The sequence below is a fragment of the Pseudomonas onubensis genome (assembly GCF_965653655.1).
In the GTDB taxonomy this organism is placed as follows: Bacteria; Pseudomonadota; Gammaproteobacteria; order Pseudomonadales; family Pseudomonadaceae; genus Aquipseudomonas.
In genome coordinates, this window is record NZ_CBFHAZ010000125.1 from 1 (window position 1) to 16,207 (window position 16,207).

At 61.4% G+C, this 16,207-nt stretch carries 12 protein-coding genes; 3 read left to right on the forward strand and 9 right to left on the reverse strand.

Annotation, left to right across the window (positions count from 1 at the left end; all coding sequences use genetic code 11):
• Positions 1 to 863 precede the first annotated feature (863 nt).
• Positions 864 to 3,281 carry a glucose/quinate/shikimate family membrane-bound PQQ-dependent dehydrogenase gene (locus ACTD9P_RS26470; RefSeq protein WP_438869992.1) on the forward strand — a complete coding sequence of 806 codons (2,418 nt, stop codon included), beginning with the start codon at positions 864 to 866 and terminating at the stop codon, positions 3,279 to 3,281.
• Between the two features lie 238 nt (positions 3,282 to 3,519).
• On the opposite strand, the gene ACTD9P_RS26475 is transcribed toward ACTD9P_RS26470, so the two are convergent.
• Positions 3,520 to 5,856 (reverse strand): putative bifunctional diguanylate cyclase/phosphodiesterase, encoded by a 2,337-nt coding sequence (locus ACTD9P_RS26475; protein WP_438869993.1) that lies wholly within the window; start codon positions 5,854 to 5,856, stop codon positions 3,520 to 3,522.
• Positions 5,857 to 6,181: 325 nt separating this feature from the next.
• Here ACTD9P_RS26475 and ACTD9P_RS26480 point away from each other — a divergent pair, with 325 nt between their 5' ends.
• The gene (locus ACTD9P_RS26480) at positions 6,182 to 6,757 is read left to right on the forward strand and encodes a hypothetical protein (protein ID WP_438869994.1); all 576 of its coding nucleotides are present in this window, start codon (positions 6,182 to 6,184) and stop codon (positions 6,755 to 6,757) included.
• A 182-nt stretch (positions 6,758 to 6,939) separates the two neighbouring features.
• Here the strand turns inward: ACTD9P_RS26480 and ACTD9P_RS26485 are convergent, their stop codons facing one another.
• The 8 genes from ACTD9P_RS26485 to ACTD9P_RS26520 all read right to left on the reverse strand — a co-directional run bounded on the left by ACTD9P_RS26485 (position 6,940) and on the right by ACTD9P_RS26520 (position 14,792).
• Positions 6,940 to 8,127 carry an ABC transporter substrate-binding protein gene (locus ACTD9P_RS26485; RefSeq protein WP_438869995.1) on the reverse strand — a complete coding sequence of 396 codons (1,188 nt, stop codon included), beginning with the start codon at positions 8,125 to 8,127 and terminating at the stop codon, positions 6,940 to 6,942.
• Positions 8,124 to 9,098 (reverse strand): CobW family GTP-binding protein, encoded by a 975-nt coding sequence (locus ACTD9P_RS26490; protein WP_438869996.1) that lies wholly within the window; start codon positions 9,096 to 9,098, stop codon positions 8,124 to 8,126. Before ACTD9P_RS26490 ends, ACTD9P_RS26485 begins: the two co-directional genes overlap by 4 nt.
• Positions 9,095 to 9,391: a hypothetical protein gene (locus tag ACTD9P_RS26495; protein WP_438869997.1), complete on the reverse strand. Its 297-nt coding sequence runs from the start codon at positions 9,389 to 9,391 to the stop codon at positions 9,095 to 9,097. The genes ACTD9P_RS26490 and ACTD9P_RS26495 overlap by 4 nt, the downstream gene beginning before the upstream one ends.
• 13 nt (positions 9,392 to 9,404) lie before the next feature.
• Positions 9,405 to 10,154 (reverse strand): SDR family NAD(P)-dependent oxidoreductase, encoded by a 750-nt coding sequence (locus tag ACTD9P_RS26500; protein WP_438869998.1) that lies wholly within the window; start codon positions 10,152 to 10,154, stop codon positions 9,405 to 9,407.
• 135 nt (positions 10,155 to 10,289) lie between these two features.
• Entirely contained in the window at positions 10,290 to 11,051 is a 762-nt protein-coding gene (locus tag ACTD9P_RS26505) for an SDR family NAD(P)-dependent oxidoreductase (protein ID WP_438869999.1), read from the reverse strand.
• Positions 11,052 to 11,061: 10 nt separating this feature from the next.
• Complete coding sequence (locus ACTD9P_RS26510; RefSeq protein WP_438870000.1) at positions 11,062 to 12,402, reverse strand: MFS transporter; 1,341 nt, start codon at positions 12,400 to 12,402, stop codon at positions 11,062 to 11,064.
• A gap of 168 nt (positions 12,403 to 12,570) precedes the next feature.
• The gene (locus ACTD9P_RS26515) at positions 12,571 to 13,449 is read right to left on the reverse strand and encodes a polysaccharide deacetylase family protein (RefSeq protein ID WP_003234086.1); all 879 of its coding nucleotides are present in this window, start codon (positions 13,447 to 13,449) and stop codon (positions 12,571 to 12,573) included.
• Between the two features lie 11 nt (positions 13,450 to 13,460).
• On the reverse strand, positions 13,461 to 14,792 hold the full coding sequence (locus ACTD9P_RS26520; RefSeq protein ID WP_438870001.1) for an amidase: 1,332 nt from the start codon (positions 14,790 to 14,792) through the stop codon (positions 13,461 to 13,463).
• 334 nt (positions 14,793 to 15,126) lie between these two features.
• Here ACTD9P_RS26520 and ACTD9P_RS26525 point away from each other — a divergent pair, with 334 nt between their 5' ends.
• Positions 15,127 to 16,116, forward strand: coding sequence for a GntR family transcriptional regulator (locus tag ACTD9P_RS26525; RefSeq protein WP_438870002.1), 990 nt, complete (start codon positions 15,127 to 15,129; stop codon positions 16,114 to 16,116).
• The last annotated feature ends 91 nt before the right edge of the window (positions 16,117 to 16,207 follow it).

The window sequence follows — 16,207 nt, forward strand, 5'->3', positions numbered from 1 at the left end:
GTGTATCAGTGACAGATGAATTGACTGACCCACCGCATTCGCGAGCAAGCCCGCTCCCACATTTAGACTGCGTTGAGTCAGGTAGACAGGCTTTTGCCTTGCACTTGATCTGGCTCTTGCTTCAACCACTCAGGTCGGCTTTCAGGCCGCCGTGCTGTAGATCTTGATCTGAGGCGCCCCGTTAACCACGATGGCCGAACGCAGGCTTCAATCCGTGGGTAACCCGGCAGGACGCCGGGTTAGCCGCGCGGGGCCAAGGATGGCCCATCGCGGCGGCCCACGGATTCAAGCCTTCGTTCTGGCACACCGAGCCCAAGCGAGGTGCCGAGTGGTGGGGCACAGACCTTTTGGTTACTTTTGGCTGGGCCGGCATTCCGGGCGTTTGCCAAAAGTGACCCGCCGTAAGGGCGGAACCCTAAGTAGCCGTGACCGCAGCAACGGATATGTACTCCCCCACCCCAGACGCCGATATTTGCGTAGATGCCTATGACCCTCACAGGCAAACCAGTCCCACAAAAGCCAGCCTCTACAGCCATTCTTGCAGCGACGTTCTGTCACTGTTACCAGATCTGAAATGATGCATCTCACCAATTACCCTTTCTCAAAACGAGAAGGCGCTTTATCCTTGCCGCAACACACTGAAACGTTTCACGCCTGCGGTCGATCCCATCTTGCCGAATATTCCCTGCCTAAAAGACAGCGCTGTCTTAAACCGACTAGCGCGTGGGATTCAATCGCCCGCCTGTGGATAACCGAGTTATCCCCAGAAAAACCCAAATTAACGCTGAACCAAGCCCGCGCCGAATCGTCATCTACAGTGAAGCACGGGGTTACATAATTCCAACGTCACGGAGAAACACACTATGAGCACTGATGGTGCCTCAAGCCCAAGCCGCCTGCTGCCCAGGCTGCTAGGCGTCTTGCTGCTGATCATGGGGCTGGCCTTGCTGGCTGGCGGCGTCAAGCTGAGCATGCTCGGCGGGTCGCTGTACTACCTGCTGGCCGGTATCGGCATCGCCCTCACCGGCGTATTGCTGCTGGCTACCCGCCGCGCTGCGCTGGGCCTGTACGCACTGGTGCTGTTCGCCAGTACCGTGTGGGCACTGTGGGAAGTCGGCCTGGACTGGTGGCAATTGGTGCCGCGCCTGGCCCTGCTGTTCGCCTTGGGCATCGTCTTGCTGCTGCCGTGGTTTCGCCGTCCGTTGCTGCGTGGCCAACCCGCGCCGCTGGGCACTGGTGCGCTGAGCGTAGCCGTGGTGCTGGCGGGCGCTGCCGCCCTGGCCAGCCAATTCACCAACCCGGGTGAAATGGTCAAGACCGGCCAACTGGACCGCGACGCCGCGCCAGGCATGGCCAGCGCTGCACCGGCCCAGGCCGATGGCGACTGGAACTCTTATGGCCGCTCGGCCTTCGGTGATCGTTACTCGCCATTGGCGCAAATCACCCCGGAAAACGCCCACAAGCTGGTGCCGGCGTGGACCTATCGCACCGGTGACATCCCCGGCCCAGGCGATCCCGGTGAAACCACCGCAGAAAACACCCCGCTGAAAGTCAACGGCATGCTCTACGTGTGCACGCCGCACAGCCAGGTGATTGCCCTGGACCCGGACACCGGCAAGGAAATCTGGCGTTTCGACCCGAAGATCAGCAGCGAAGGTGCTGCCAACTTCAAGGGTTGGGCGCACATGACCTGCCGTGGTGTGTCGTATCACGATGACGCCGCCTACGCTTCCGAACAGAGCCCGACCGGCAGCGCCAGCCCGGCTGCGGCACCGAATGCCTGCCCGAAACGCATCTTCGTGCCCACTGCCGACACCCGTCTGATCGCCCTGAACGCCGACACCGGCAAGATGTGCGAAGACTTCGGTGACAAAGGCCAGGTCGACCTGCGCGCCAACATCGGCAGCTTCGCCCCAGGCGGTTACTACTCCACCTCGCCACCGGCCGTGACCAAAAACCTGGTCGTGATCGGCGGCCACGTGACCGACAACGTCTCCACCGACGAGCCTAGCGGCGTGATCCGCGCGTTCGACGTACACACCGGCAAGCTGGTGTGGAACTGGGACAGCGGCAACCCGGACGACACCACCCCGTTGGCCGAGGGCAAGACCTACACCCGCAACTCGCCGAACATGTGGTCCATGTTCAGCGTCGATGAAAAACTCGGCATGCTCTACCTGCCGATGGGCAACCAGATGCCAGACCAATACGGCGGCGACCGTACCGAAGACTCGGAAAAATACAGCGCCGGCCTGACCGCTCTGGACATCGACAGCGGCCACGTGAAGTGGACCTTCCAGTTCACTCACCATGACCTGTGGGACATGGACGTGGGCGGCCAGCCTTCGCTGATCGACATCAAGACCGCTGACGGCGTCAAGCAAGCGGTAATGGCCTCGACCAAGCAAGGCAGCATCTACGTGCTGGACCGCAGCAACGGCAAGCCGGTGGTGCCGATCAACGAAATCCCTGTACCGCAGGGCGCAGTGGCCGGTGATCACACCTCGCCGACCCAACCGAAGTCCGACCTGAACTTCATGCCGCCGCCGTTGAAAGAACGCGACATGTGGGGCGTGACCCCGTTCGACCAAATGCTGTGCCGGATTGATTTCAAATCCATGCGCTACGACGGTCCGTTCACTCCGCCGTCGCTGCAAGGTTCGATCGTTTACCCAGGCAACTTCGGCGTGTTCGACTGGGGCGGCATTTCCGTCGACCCGGTTCGCCAGATTGCTTTCGTGAACCCGAGCTACATGGCGTTCAAATCGAAACTGATCCCGGCGGCCGACATTGCCAAGCAAGGCCCACGCGTCAGCGAAACCGAAGGTGTGCAGCCGAACAAAGGCGCGCCGTATGGCGTGATCCTCGAAGCACTGCTGTCACCTCTGGGCCTGCCGTGCCAGGCGCCGGCGTGGGGTTATGTGGCGGCGGTCGATCTGACCAACCACCAGACCATCTGGATGCACAAGAACGGCACCGTGCGTGACAGCTCGCCGGTCCCGATCCCGCTGACCATGGGCGTGCCTAGCCTGGGCGGTACATTCACCACCGCCGGCGGCGTCGCGTTCCTCAGCGGCACCCTCGACCAGTACCTGCGTGCCTATGACGTGAAAAACGGCAAGCAGCTGTGGGAAGGCCGCCTGCCTGCAGGCGCGCAAACCACACCGATGACCTACACCGGCAAGGACGGCAAGCAATACGTGCTGGTCATGGCCGGCGGTCACGGCTCGCTGGGCACCAAGCAGGGTGACTATGTGATGGCGTTCAAACTGCCGGATTAAGCTGAACCGGCGGTAAAACAAAGGCGGCTACCTTCACGGGTAGCCGCCTTTTTTGTGCCCTGTGAAAATCCAATGTGGGAGCGGGCTTGCTCGCGAATACGGTCTTTCAGCTAATTCATCGTGTGACTGACACACCGCATTCGCGAGCAAGCCCGCTCCCACATTTTGACCGAGCACAACTTCAACATTCAGGTGGTCTGTCCAACCCGCTATCGCAGGAATGCCTGGAGATCAGGCCTTACAAAGCCACCCGCTCGCGCCGCATCCACATCTCAAACGCCATCGCATTCAACGGCCGACTGATCAGATACCCCTGCGCCGTGTCGCACTTCCACTGCCTGAGCAACTTCAAGCTGGGCTCGAACTCCACGCCCTCCGCCACCACCTTGAGCCCCAGGTTGTGGCTCATTTCAATGGTCGAACGCACGATCACACCGTCGCCACTGGCGCTGTCGAGGTTGCGGATAAACGACTGGTCGATCTTCAGTTCCTGCACCGGCAAACGCTGCAATTGCGCCAGCGATGAATAGCCGGTGCCGAAGTCATCCACCGACAGGCTGATGCCGCAGCCACGCAGTTGTTCCAGCACGCTGAGCGCCTGCTGCGGGTTGTGCATGATCGCGCTTTCGGTGATCTCGAAAATCAGCTGTTCAGCCGCGACCTTGTATTGCATCAACAAGGCAGTGACGCGGATGGCCAAGTCATCATCAGCCAAATCATCCACCGAAATATTCACCGAGAGTTGCAGGTGCAAACCGCGCTGCGACCACTCGGCCATTTGCCGGATCGCCTCCTCGATTGCCCACAAAGTCAGGCTGCCCATGCTGCCGGTACGCTCGGCCAGCGGGATAAATTCGGTGGGCGACACCTGCCCAAGGGTCGGATGCTGCCAGCGCAGCAAGGCTTCAGCCTGGCGTACATGGCCGTGCTTGAGGTCGAGCTTGGGCTGGTAACACAAGAACAATTCACCCTCGACCACCGCCCGGCGCAGGTCGCGAATCAAGGTGATCTGGCGCTGGTGTGCAAGGTCGCGGTCTTGCTGATAGATCTGCAAATGCCCCGGCAGGCTCGCTGCATCATGCCGGGCAATGGCCGCGCGGCTGATCAACTCTTCGACCTGCTGGCCGTCGGTGGGGTAGGCGGCGATGCCGATGCTGACTTCATGGCGCACCTCATCATTGCCGATGCGCTGGGGTTCGGTGAGCAGCCCGTAAAGGCGATCAGCACGGGCCACGGCGCGGTCGATCTCGGTGTTTTCCAGCAACAGCAAAAACTCACTGCCGGCGATGCGCGCCGCGGTGTCGCTGGCCAGCAGGCTCATGGACAAGCAGCGGCTGGCTTCACGCAGCATTTCTTCGACGCCCTGAGGGCCGAAGCCTTCGTTGATCACCCGGTAGTTTTCGATCCCCAGGTACAGCAACACCACCGGCCGCCGCGCACTGATCGCACTGCCCAGACGCTCCATGGCCAGGGCGCGGTTGGGCAACCCGGTGAGCGGATCATGCAGAGCGTTATGCGCCAGTTGCCGCTCGCGCACAGCGATGCCGCTTTGCATGGCGTTGAAAGCACGGGCCAGCAAGCCAAATTCATCATGGCTGCGCACTCGCACCGGCGTGCGGTAGTCACCGGCACCAATGCGTTCAGCGGCCTCGACCAAGGCATTGAGCGGGCGCGATACACGCCTCGCCAAAAACAAAGCGGCCACCAGCGACACCAGCAGCACCGCCAGGGCGATCCCGAGGAACTGCCGGTCCAGCGGCGCAAAGGATTCCAGCGCATGGTCCAGCGGGCTTTGCAGCAACACGCGTACTTGATCGCCATCGCCGGTGTTGGCCAGCGGCAGCACCTGGCTCAGCACACGTTGCCCGTGAAACACATGGATCTGCGCCTCAGGGTTGGGGTGGCTGTCGCGCATCAGGCTGATGACGGTGTCTTGATAGGCCTCAGGCTGGGTGCTGAACAACTGGCCGACGCGGCCGTCTTGCTCACTGAGGAACGACACTTCAAGGTTGCTCATGGAGCGCAATTCATTGGCGAACAACTTGTCCATGGGAAAACCCATGACCACACGGGCGATGGGCTCCGGGTCGAGCACTTCGTCCTGCACCAGTAAATAGGGCTGGCCGTCCATGGCGACGATAAGCATTTGCTGGCCACTGCGCCGCGCATGACGCAGGGCTGCCTCATAGGGAAACAGCGTGCCCTGTACCAACACCGGCAAGGTGCTGACCATCACCTTGCTATCCAGGCCGAGCACAAACACCTCGGTGGAGTGGATACCGGTGCCATGCCGGCGCAATGCAGTCAGGATCGAATCGGCCTTGGCGTCGATCACCGCTTGTTTGAAAGGACCGTCCATGGTCAGCCAGTCCAACCCGTATTGCAGGCGGCGCCCGCGCAGGTCCAACAGCCGCTCAAAGACCTGGATGCCCGTGCTGAGCTGAACCTGGGCCTGGTTTTCCACAGCGCGGGTGGTGGCAGCCTTGACCGCAAAGTAAGTGGCCGCCACCACCACCAGCAGCAACAGCGCCAGCACCCCGGCGATGCGTGTCTGGAAGGTGTGACGCCACTGCATGGCCGAACCCTGCGGCCGCGCTCGCCTCTCTGTGCCACTGCGTCCTTTTGTCATACGCATCCTTGGCGACGGCTGACCTGGCGTCAAAAAATTCCAGTGTGTGTGTTGGAAAGTGGGTGGTTGAAGATTAGCTGGGACTTTGAATAAGTAAACCCAATGAAAGATGAAAGCAGACTGTCATATTATTGGCGACGTCGCGTTGACTTTAAGCCTAAAAATCATACAAACCAATACGCACTTTCCGGCACTTTCAGTCCAATAGCGCTCATGGTCTTATTATAAAAATAATGAAAATATCGACTTTCTTTTTTTCAAGGACGTTGCAATGCGCTATTTGAAGATCACGGCTCAGGACGATTACGACAACAACGTAATTGACGCGGTTTACATGGAGTTTTTTGATGGCGTCAACCCTAAAGCCGTCGCTGAAGCGCTAGTCATGAATACGCCGGAACACGACCATGGAAGTTTAAAGTGGGTGCTGGCCGATGACATTAATGGTAACGGCGTTAACAATAGCGTCGATGCTGCTTTGGCCCGAGCCCTGGCCAAATGTTTTCTCCAGTTCAAGTGGTGGAAGATTGATCGCCCGTTTAACCGCTACCTTGAAATTTTTACCGAAGACCTTGACCTGGATGGCAAACCCGACCTGGTACGGCTGAGATTTCACGAAGGCGATGGGGCACCGACTGACGCCACCGTGGTCAATGCCGCCGCGTGTGTATTTCTCAATGACCCCGCCGATCGCTATATCACGCTCAACGCGAAGATCGATGGAAACTTAAAAACCGAGGTTTGGAAAACAACGCACGTAGTCGATATGTCGCGCCTCTTTCTAAAGTGCCGCTGGGATAATATTCGAGTCATAAAGCCCTGTTCATCGATCACTACCAACGTGTAATCAATAGCACTTCCCGGCCAGAGTGTGTCTCTGCTCTCGCACACTCACCGCGTACGCCAACAGTCGGCGCGACAGACGTTACAGCCACTACGCCTGTTGCGCCGTGAAAGGGCAAACTTGTCAGCTCCGACGTTCATTATTACTTTCAAATACCCGCTACGCTTGCGGGTTCATGACGCCGCTTAAGGGCAAATCAGCCCACGGCCCGCGCGCATAAAGTCCCCCCAACGGCGCACCAGGTAGTTGTGTTCATCCATCACCGAGTTCCACACCGCGATGTGCCCCATGCGTTGCTCGTAGGAGCCGCCATCGCGCACGTCACCGATGTCGATCAACGGCAAACCATCGCTGCCTGGCAACTCCTCGCGGGCCGGCAGGCCGGCGTACCAGTAATCCCACTCGGCGCTGCTCAAATGGTCGCGGGTGCGCGCCGGGTTGCCGATGTAGTAACCCTGACGCGCCATCACCGCGCCCGGCCACCCGGACAACCACCAATTGAGATAGGCATACGCCGCCTCCAGCACCGGGCCCCGGGCATGGCGTGACAATGACAAGCCGCCAAACCAGGCGCGATAACCTTCCCGCGGCACCGCCAGCCGGTACTTCACACCCGCACGGTGCAAGCGCATCAAGGTCGGCGACCACAGGCTCTGGATATCGATGCTCGGGCTGAGCATCAACTGCGCGGCTTCTTCATCATCGGACCAGAACGCGGCGAAGTGCCCTTCCTTTTGCTTGCGCACCAGGATGTCGGCCAGCACATCGATCTCTTCGATGCTCATGTTGCCGATGTCCTTGAACTGCGCCAGCCCCGCGCCTTGCACGGCCAGCGCCGCATCCAGCGCGCCAATCGCCGCGTCGCTTTGCAACGCGGTACGCGCGCGCCAGGCCGGGTCGAGCAGCCAGCCCCAGCTTTCATTGCCGTGGCTGAAGCCGTCGGGCAAACGCTCGGGGCGGTAGGCAAAACTGTCGGCGTTGTGGGTCAGCGGCAGCATGCTGATGCGTTCGGTCACTGTGCTGCCGAGGCTGCCGTCGTGCTGCACGAACAAGCGCTCACTGGGCACGCTGCCGCTGCCCAGGCGGTCGCTGGCCGAGAGCCGGCCGCGCTTGGGCAGGTCGTTGATCTCATGCCACAACGCAATACGCCGAGTGTCGATGGGCTGGATCGCCCGCGCCGGCCACACGAAGTCGACGTTGTGAAACCACTGGTCGTACAGGTCGTAACTCTCGGGTTGCATCACCGCAATGCGCTGGGCCTGCGCCACATCGTGCACCTGGTACACCAGGCGAATGCCCAGCTCCTGCTCGGCGCGCACGCGCAGGCATTCCAGCAAGGTCACGGAAGTACCGAGGACACGCAGTGTGATCATGCCGCAAACCGCCGTGAGAACACTTCAAAGGAGCGCCGCAACAGCGCCGGGTCGAGGCCACGCAGGATAAACACCAGGCGCGACTGACGATCGGAGCCTGGCCATGCTGGCAAATGCACCGGTGCATGCAGGCAATGCTGCACGCCATGAATAACGATGGGGGCCGAGCTTGCGTTCACGTTAAGCAGTCCTTTGACGCGAAGGATTCGTTCGCCGTGGCATCTTAACAGCATCGACAACCACACCCCGAAGCCCACCCAGTCCAACGGCTGCTCGAAGGTCAGGCAGCAGACTTGCGCAGCACCGTGGCTCGCCGTGGTGGTGCGGTGCAGTTGCCAGCGGCTGACTTCAACCGCCGGCTCTGCACTGCGCAAACCTTCGCCGAGCAGCAGTTGGTCGCCGCTGTGGATCTCGTGAGTATTGAGGATAGGCGTGCCAGTGTTGAGCGCCTGCAAATGCGTGCGCAGTGAGTCGCTGTCGCCCGCCAGATCAGTCTTGCTCAACAGCAGCCTGTCCGCCGCCGCCACCTGGGCCAGCCACTCCGGGTGCAGGCGTTCCTGCAGCTCGGCGTGGCTGGCATCGACCAAAGTAATCACCAGGCCGATATGAAAACGCCCGCGCAGTTGCACGTCGTTGTTCAAGGTGGCGAGGATTGGCGCCGGGTCGGCCAGGCCGGTAGTCTCGAGGATCACACGCTTGAACGCCGGTATCTCACCGCGTTCACGGCGTTGCAACAGGCCGAGCAACGCATCTTTCAACTCGCCGCGAATCGAGCAACACACGCAGCCGCTGGGCAGCAGCACGGTGTCTGGCGCGACTTCTTCCACCAACAGATGGTCGATGCCGATATCGCCGAATTCATTGATCAACAGCGCGGTATCACCCAGGCTTTCGCCTTGCAGCAAACGCTTGAGCAAGGTGGTTTTGCCACTGCCGAGGAAGCCGGTGATGACATTAAGGGCAATGCTCATGACGACTCCAGATGATCGAGCAAACGCGGGTCAAGCGGGTCCAGCGGGCGCCCGAGCATGCTCTGCGCCGCCTGCCAGAGTTGATCCAGGCCACTCGCCAAAGCCTGCTTGCCGGTAGCGCCCAACAGCAAATAGGACGCGCCCTGAAAGTCTTCAACCTTGAGCCGGAACACCGCCAGCACCTGATTGATCGCCGCAATGCGCCGCAGGCGTTCGCGGCGCCTGGGCAGCTCATCGCCCAAGGGGTCGCTCCAGTGCAGGTCTTCACCGAGCAAGCCACAGAGTCCGCACATGCTTACACCCCACTCATGGCATGACATCGCCGCAGTTCGGGCCAAGGGTCTGGCCGACAAACAGGTTGCCACCCGGCTCGCTGGCGAGCAGCACGGCGGTCGGCGCCACTTCATCGGCCAGGCCGAAGCGGCCCAGGGGCAACTCGGCGGCTTTGGCACGCTTCCAGTCTGCGCTGATGCCGCCCACCAACGGCGTCTCAATCGGGCCGGGCGCGATGGCATTGACCAGCACGTTGTCCTTTGCCACTTCCAGTGCCAGGGATTTGGTGAAGCCGATCACGCCGGCCTTGGCCGCTGCATAGTGGGTCAACTCAGCGCCGCCCTTGATACCCAGTTGCGAGGCGACATTGATGATGCGGCCCCAGCGCTGCGCGAGCATGTGTGGCAAGGCGCGCTGGCTGGCAACGAACACACTGGTGAGGTCGACGCGCAGCATGTCGTTCCACATCTCGATGGAGAGGTCGACACAACGCGCCTGGGTGAGCATGCCAGCGTTGTTGACCAGAATATCAATGCCGCCGAAGTGCTCGACGCAGCGGTCGACGCTGGCCTGGGCGCCTTCGACAGTGCCGACATCGGCCAGGCACTCGACCACCTCGGCGCCGAGGTTGCGGCAGGTGATCGCGGTTTCGGCGAGGCCGGCGGCGTTGCGGTCGGCCAGCAGCAAGCGCGCGCCTTCGCCAGCGTAGGCACGGGCGATGGCGGCACCGATGCCGCTGCCGGCGCCGGTGACTACGGCACGACGGTTAACGAGTTGGGACATACAAGTCTCCTTGGACAAACACAGTTCCAATGTGGGAGCGGGCTTGCTCGCGAATACGGTGGGTCAGTAACAAATGCATCGACTGACACGACGCATTCGCGAGCAAGCCCGCTCCCACACTTGGATTGGATGCATTCAGTCAGGCCAACGAACGGTCAAGCCGCCGTCGATAACGATGCTTTGGCCAGTCAAATAGCTCGACGCCTCACTGGTCAAAAACTGCACCAGCGACGCCACTTCATCCGCCCGCCCTACCCGCCCCAACGGAATCGCCCGCGCGGCCCTGGCCAAGCCTTGCGGCCCCAAAGAGTTCTTCACATCCAACGACTGCGGCGTCTCGATCAACCCCGGAATCACCGCATTGCAACGAATCCCCAAGCCCGCCAACTCCACCGCCAACGAGCGGCACAACCCCGGCACACCTGCCTTCGCCGCCGCGTAGTGACTGTGCTCCTGCCAGCCGTACACGCCACCAGCAATTGACGAAATTGCCACCAGCGCGCCGCCTTCTTTCATGTGCCGGCTGGCAGCGCGGAAGGTGCGCATCACCCCCGTCAGGTCGACATTGAGCATCTCGTCCCACAGTTCATCGGTCATCTCCAGCAACGGCGCGCGACGCAGCAAACCGGCGTTGGCCACGGCGTAATCGAGGCGGCCGAAGTGCTGTACGGCGGCCTCGGCCAGGGCGTCGACCGAGGCACTATTGCCCACGTCCAGCGCCAGCATCAGGCATTCGCCGCCGGCTTCTTTGACCAGGGCCGCGGTGGTATGCGGGTCATGGGGATCGGCCGGGTAATACCCGCCGACCACCGCCACGCCACTGCGCGCATACGCCACGGCGAGGGCTTGGCCGATGCCGCTGGCGGCACCGGTAATCAAGGCAACTTTACGGCTCATCTAACACTCCTTACTGAACGGTTTCCGGGCGCACATGGCGTGCGGCAAACATCAGCGCGCCGGACAAGAAGCACGGCAGCGCGCCGAACCACAGCGCGGCGGTCTGCCAGTCACTGCCGGCGGACAACACCTGGGTGGCGCCAAACCCTGCGACCACTGCACCAATCGGCCCCATGGCATGGATGATCGCGCCGCCGGTGGCGCGGATGCTGGTCGGGAAGCTCTCGCTGATAAAAAACAGCGCAGCCGAGTACGGCCCGATCAGGAAGAACAGGCCCAGGCTGTAAAGCCCGACCACCATCGGCATATTGCTGGGGCCGAACAGCATCCCGGCAAATGCCAGCCCGCCAAGCATCCAGCCCAGGCCGATGACATTGCGACGGCCGATCTTGTCGCCCATCCAGCCGTGGGTCAGGTAACCGCAGTAGCCCACCAGGTTGGACAGCACGAGGATGATCAGGGAGTTCTCGAAGGAGATGTGGTGCACGCTGACGATCACCGAAGTGCCCAGCACGCTGAACACCTGGATCGCTGCCCAGTTGAGCAACAGTGCGGCGCCGATGACCAATGTGGCGCGACGCGCCGGGCCACGGAAGGCGGCTTTAAGGCCGGCCTTGCTGTGTTCGTCGTAGTCGACGCCGTAGGTCACGGCGACGTTTTGCGCTTCTTTTACCGCGCCGCTTTTACGCAGTTCGCTGATGCGCTGATGGATCTGGAACTGCGGACTCTCCTTGAGCTTGCGCGCCATGATCGCGATCACGATGGCCGGGATCGCTGCAAAGATGAAGCAACCCTGCCAGCCGATAATCGGCAGCAACAGCGCAGTCAACCCGGCGGCGATCAACGCACCCACCGGCCAACCGCCCTGCACCAGGCTGTAGATAAACCCACGGCGCTTGGTCAGTCGCGGGTCTTCAGAGGCGCCATACAACTCGCTCAGGTAGGTGGCGTTGACAGTCTCCTCGGCATACCCCAGGCCACCCAGCGAACGAATCAGAATCAGCGGCGACTTGCCCCACGCCCCGCCAATCGCGGTAAGTGCCGAGCACAGTGCGGAGCCGGCCACGGTAAAAATAATGCCTTTGCGCCGGCCCAACCTGTCGACAACCGGGCCAATCGCAAAGGCAACCACCGCCGTACCCACCGCCACCCAGGTCGCGATTTCAGCTTGCTCCACTTCACCCCAGCCAAAGTGCCGGCCGATCTCCGGCAGCAAGGTGCCGAAGAGGATGAAGTCATACACCGCAAACACCCAGGCGAAAAACGCGATCCAGGTGGCAAAACGCACTTCCTGGGACGTCAGTTGCCGGGGTTTCCAGCCAGTCAGGTCAAGCTTGTTGTAGATGGACATAAATCGCGCCTCGCAGGGTTGGGGGCAAATGCCGACTAGCCAAGGTGGAACCTGAACCTGTGGCGAGGGAGCTTGCTCCCGCTGGGGCCCGAAGGGGCCCTAAAAACGGGACTGCTCCGCAGTCCAGCGGGAGCAAGCTCCCTCGCCACAGGTAACGGATGACTCAGATCAGGTACGCGGTTGGCGGCGGATAAAGTCGTCGGCGATTTCGTCGAAGGTGACGAAGCGCACGCCGGCATGGCTCTGGATGTGTTCGATCAGGCGCTCGAGCATCAACAGCACTTGCGGGCGGCCGGATACATCGGGGTGAATGGTCATGGTGAACACCGCGTGTTCGTGTTCGCGGTAAACCCAGTCGAACTGGTCACGCCACATTTCTTCCAGGTGGCGCGGGTTGACGAAGCCGTGGCTGTTGGGGGCTTTTTTGATGAACATCATCGGCGGCAGGTCGTCGAGGTACCAGTTGGCCGGGATTTCCACCAGGTCGGTTTCTTCGCCGCGCACCAAGGGTTTCATCCAGGTGTCGGGGTGCTGGCTGTAGTCGATCTTGGTCCAGCTGTCGCCCTTGCGCACGTAGTAGGGGTGGAAGTCGTTGTGCATCAGGCTGTGGTCGTACTTGATGCCTTTTTTCAGCAGCAGCTCATTGGTGACCTTGCTGAATTCCCACCAGGGCGCGACATAGCCGGTCGGGCGCTTGCCGGTGACCTGGGTGATCAGTTCGATGGATTTATCGAGGACGATTTCTTCCTGCTCGGCGGTCATCGCAATCGGGTTTTCGTGGCTGTAGCCGTGCACGCCGATTTCATGACCGGCGTCGGCCACGGCCTTCATCTGCTCGGGAAAGGTTTCCATCGAGTGCCCTGGAATAAACCAGGTGGTGCGCAGGCCGTAGCGCTCGAACAGTTTGAGCAGGCGCGGCGCGCCGATTTCACCGGCGAACAGCCCGCGGGAGATGTCGTCCGGCGAGTCTTCACCGCCATAGGAACCGAGCCAGCCGGCGACGGCGTCAACGTCGACGCCAAATGCACAGAGAATGTCTTTAGCCATGGTGTGTCTCCTTAAAAATCCAGGGTGGTTTCGACCGCCAACGCGGTCCTGAGCAGCCGTGCGTCTTCGCCATTGGGGGCGCTGAGCAGCAGGCCGGTGGGTAAACCCAGGACATCACGGCCGCTGGGCAGGCTGACGCCGGGCATGTCGAGCAAACTGCCGGGCATGGTCAGGCGCAGGGTGGCGAGGTTGGTTTTGACGAACAGGTCGTCATCGGCTTCCAGCGGTGCCAGGGCCGGGGCCACGTGGGCGACCGTCGGGGTGATCAAAAAGGCGCCGTCGAGTTCGTCAACCAACTGGTATTGCAAGCGGCGGCGCGCGTCGATCAGGTGCAGCAGTTGGCTGGCGGGCAGTGCGCGCGCGGCCTCCAGGCGACGGCGTACACGCGGGTCGAGTTGCTCGGCATCGCTGCTGTCCAACAGGTTTTCGTGCAGGGCGAAGGCTTCGAACGCGCCGAGCCAGCCATCCTGCTTGATCAGGTTGAGGGTGGCCTGGAAGGTGGCTGATGCGCGTACTTCGATCAACGCGCCGGCGGCCTTGAGCTGGTCCACTGCGCGCAGCAGGTTATTGCGCACGGCGGGCTCGATGTCTTCCAGCGCGCCTTGCTCAAGCACAAAGCGCTGGCCCTTGAGGCTGCGGGCGACGTGCTGTTGCGTGCGGCCATTGAGCAGGTCGTCGATGGCCAGTGCATCGCGCACGCTGCGGGTCAGCGGGCCGAGGCTGTCGAGGGTATGGGCGAGTGGGAATACGCCGTCGCGGCTGTAGCGGCGACTGCTGCTGCGGTAACCCACCACACCATTGAGTGCTGCGGGGATGCGGATCGAGCCGGCGGTGTCGGTGCCCATGGCGATAGGTACAATCCCCGCCGCCACAGCGACCGCCGAACCCGACGACGAGCCACCCGGAATGCGCGGTTGGTCGCTGCCACTGGGGTTATGCGGCGTGCCGAAGTGCGGGTTCAGGCCCAGGCCGGAATACGCCAGTTCACTGAGGTTGGTCTTGCCGATGCTGACCATCCCGGCACGGCTCAACAACCCGACACTGGGCGCGTCGAGCAAGGCCGGCGCAGCCTCGCGGCGGTAGGCGGCGCCGGCAGTGGTGATGCTGCCGGCCACGTCGAACAAATCTTTCCAGGCCAATGGCACGCCGTCGAACAGGCTCAGGGGCTGGCCGGCACGCCAACGGACGGCTGCGGCTTCGGCCTCGCGGCGTGCGCGCTCGGCAGTCAGGGAGATAAAGACGCTGGGCGCCATGCTCGCATGGACGAGCGCCTGTTCCAGCACTTGCACCGGGTCGGTGTGACCGCTGGCGAACGCTTGAGCCATTGAGGTGGCGTCTGACATCAAGATGACCCCCATAAAACGTACATATTAATAAAATGTACATTTTACAAAGGCAGATTTCGTGCCAGTCTCTTTGGGCGAACCTTTGTGAAAACCAGCTTTATCGCCTTGAACAGCGGGTTAGATGGTTTTTGAGACCGCTAAAAAAAACAGCGGAAACGTTACAACGCACCTAAAACGAAATAATGTATCTTTTATTAATAAATACATTTTGGTGCGAAAAGTAACGTTTCCTTCTTTCCGGCCCCAAAAAAGTGCCACTTCTGTGGCACAGAGTGACAGGCGCATCTATGAGAGAATCCCCGGCACTTTCCTACACGCCCAAGAGAACAGGATGAAAGCAGTGTCCGCCTCGGCCTCCCGTTACGCGATGATTCACCAGTTGCTGCGGGATGCGATCGTCAACGGCACTGCGCGCCACGGGCTGGTGCTGCTGGAAGCGCCGTTGGCCGAGCTGTTCGGCACCAGCCGCGTGCCGGTGCGCAAGGCCCTGGACCTTTTGCATGCCGAGGGCCTGATCTGCCGCTTCAACGGCCGTGGCTACCTGATCAACCCCGAAGGCCTGGCCATGGAGCCGCTGCGCTTGCCCTTGAGCCATGCGCACTTGGGCCTTAATGGAGAAGATGAGTTGGTGGACACGCGGCCGCTGGGTGAGCGGATTGTCGAGGAAATCGGCGCAGCGCTGTCCACGTGCATTGCTTTTGGTCACTACCGCCTGGATGAGCAAGCCGCCGCCGACCACTACAGCGTCAGCCGCGCCGTGGTGCGTGAAGCGCTGATGCGCCTGCGCGACCGTGGCCTGGTGGAAAAAGAGCCTTACTCCCAGTGGCTGGCCGGGCCGTTGACCGCGCGGGAAGTCACCGAAGACTACGAACTGCGCGCCTGCCTGGAACCCGAAGCGCTGCGCCAGAGTGCGCCAAACCTGGACCGCGAGATGCTCGAAGCGATGTTGCAGCGCGTGCTGAACGCCCAGCAAAGCCCGCACTGCAGCCTGGAAGCCATCGAGCAGATCGAAGAAGACTTGCACCAGCGCTGCCTGGCCGGCCTGCAAAACCGCAAGATCGCCGCGCTGATTCGCCAGGGCCAGAGCCCGATGATTATCAGCCGTATTTTTTACCGTTTGCTGGGAATCGGCGCAGATCCCGCCATGCTCGCCGAACATCGCCTGATTCTTGAATTGCTGCTGCACGGGGCATTTGATGCGGCGGCGCTGAGTTTGCGTGAGCATTTGCAGCGTGCGCGGCAGCGGATGTTGCAGCGCCTGAAGGTGCTGTCGGTGTTACCAGAACAGCCGCTGCCGGCCTACCTGCACAAAATCAGCTGACTTCACTCGATATGAAATGTGGGAGCGGGCTTGCTCGCGAATGCGGTGTATCAGTGACAGATAAATTGACTGACCCACCGCATTCGCGAGC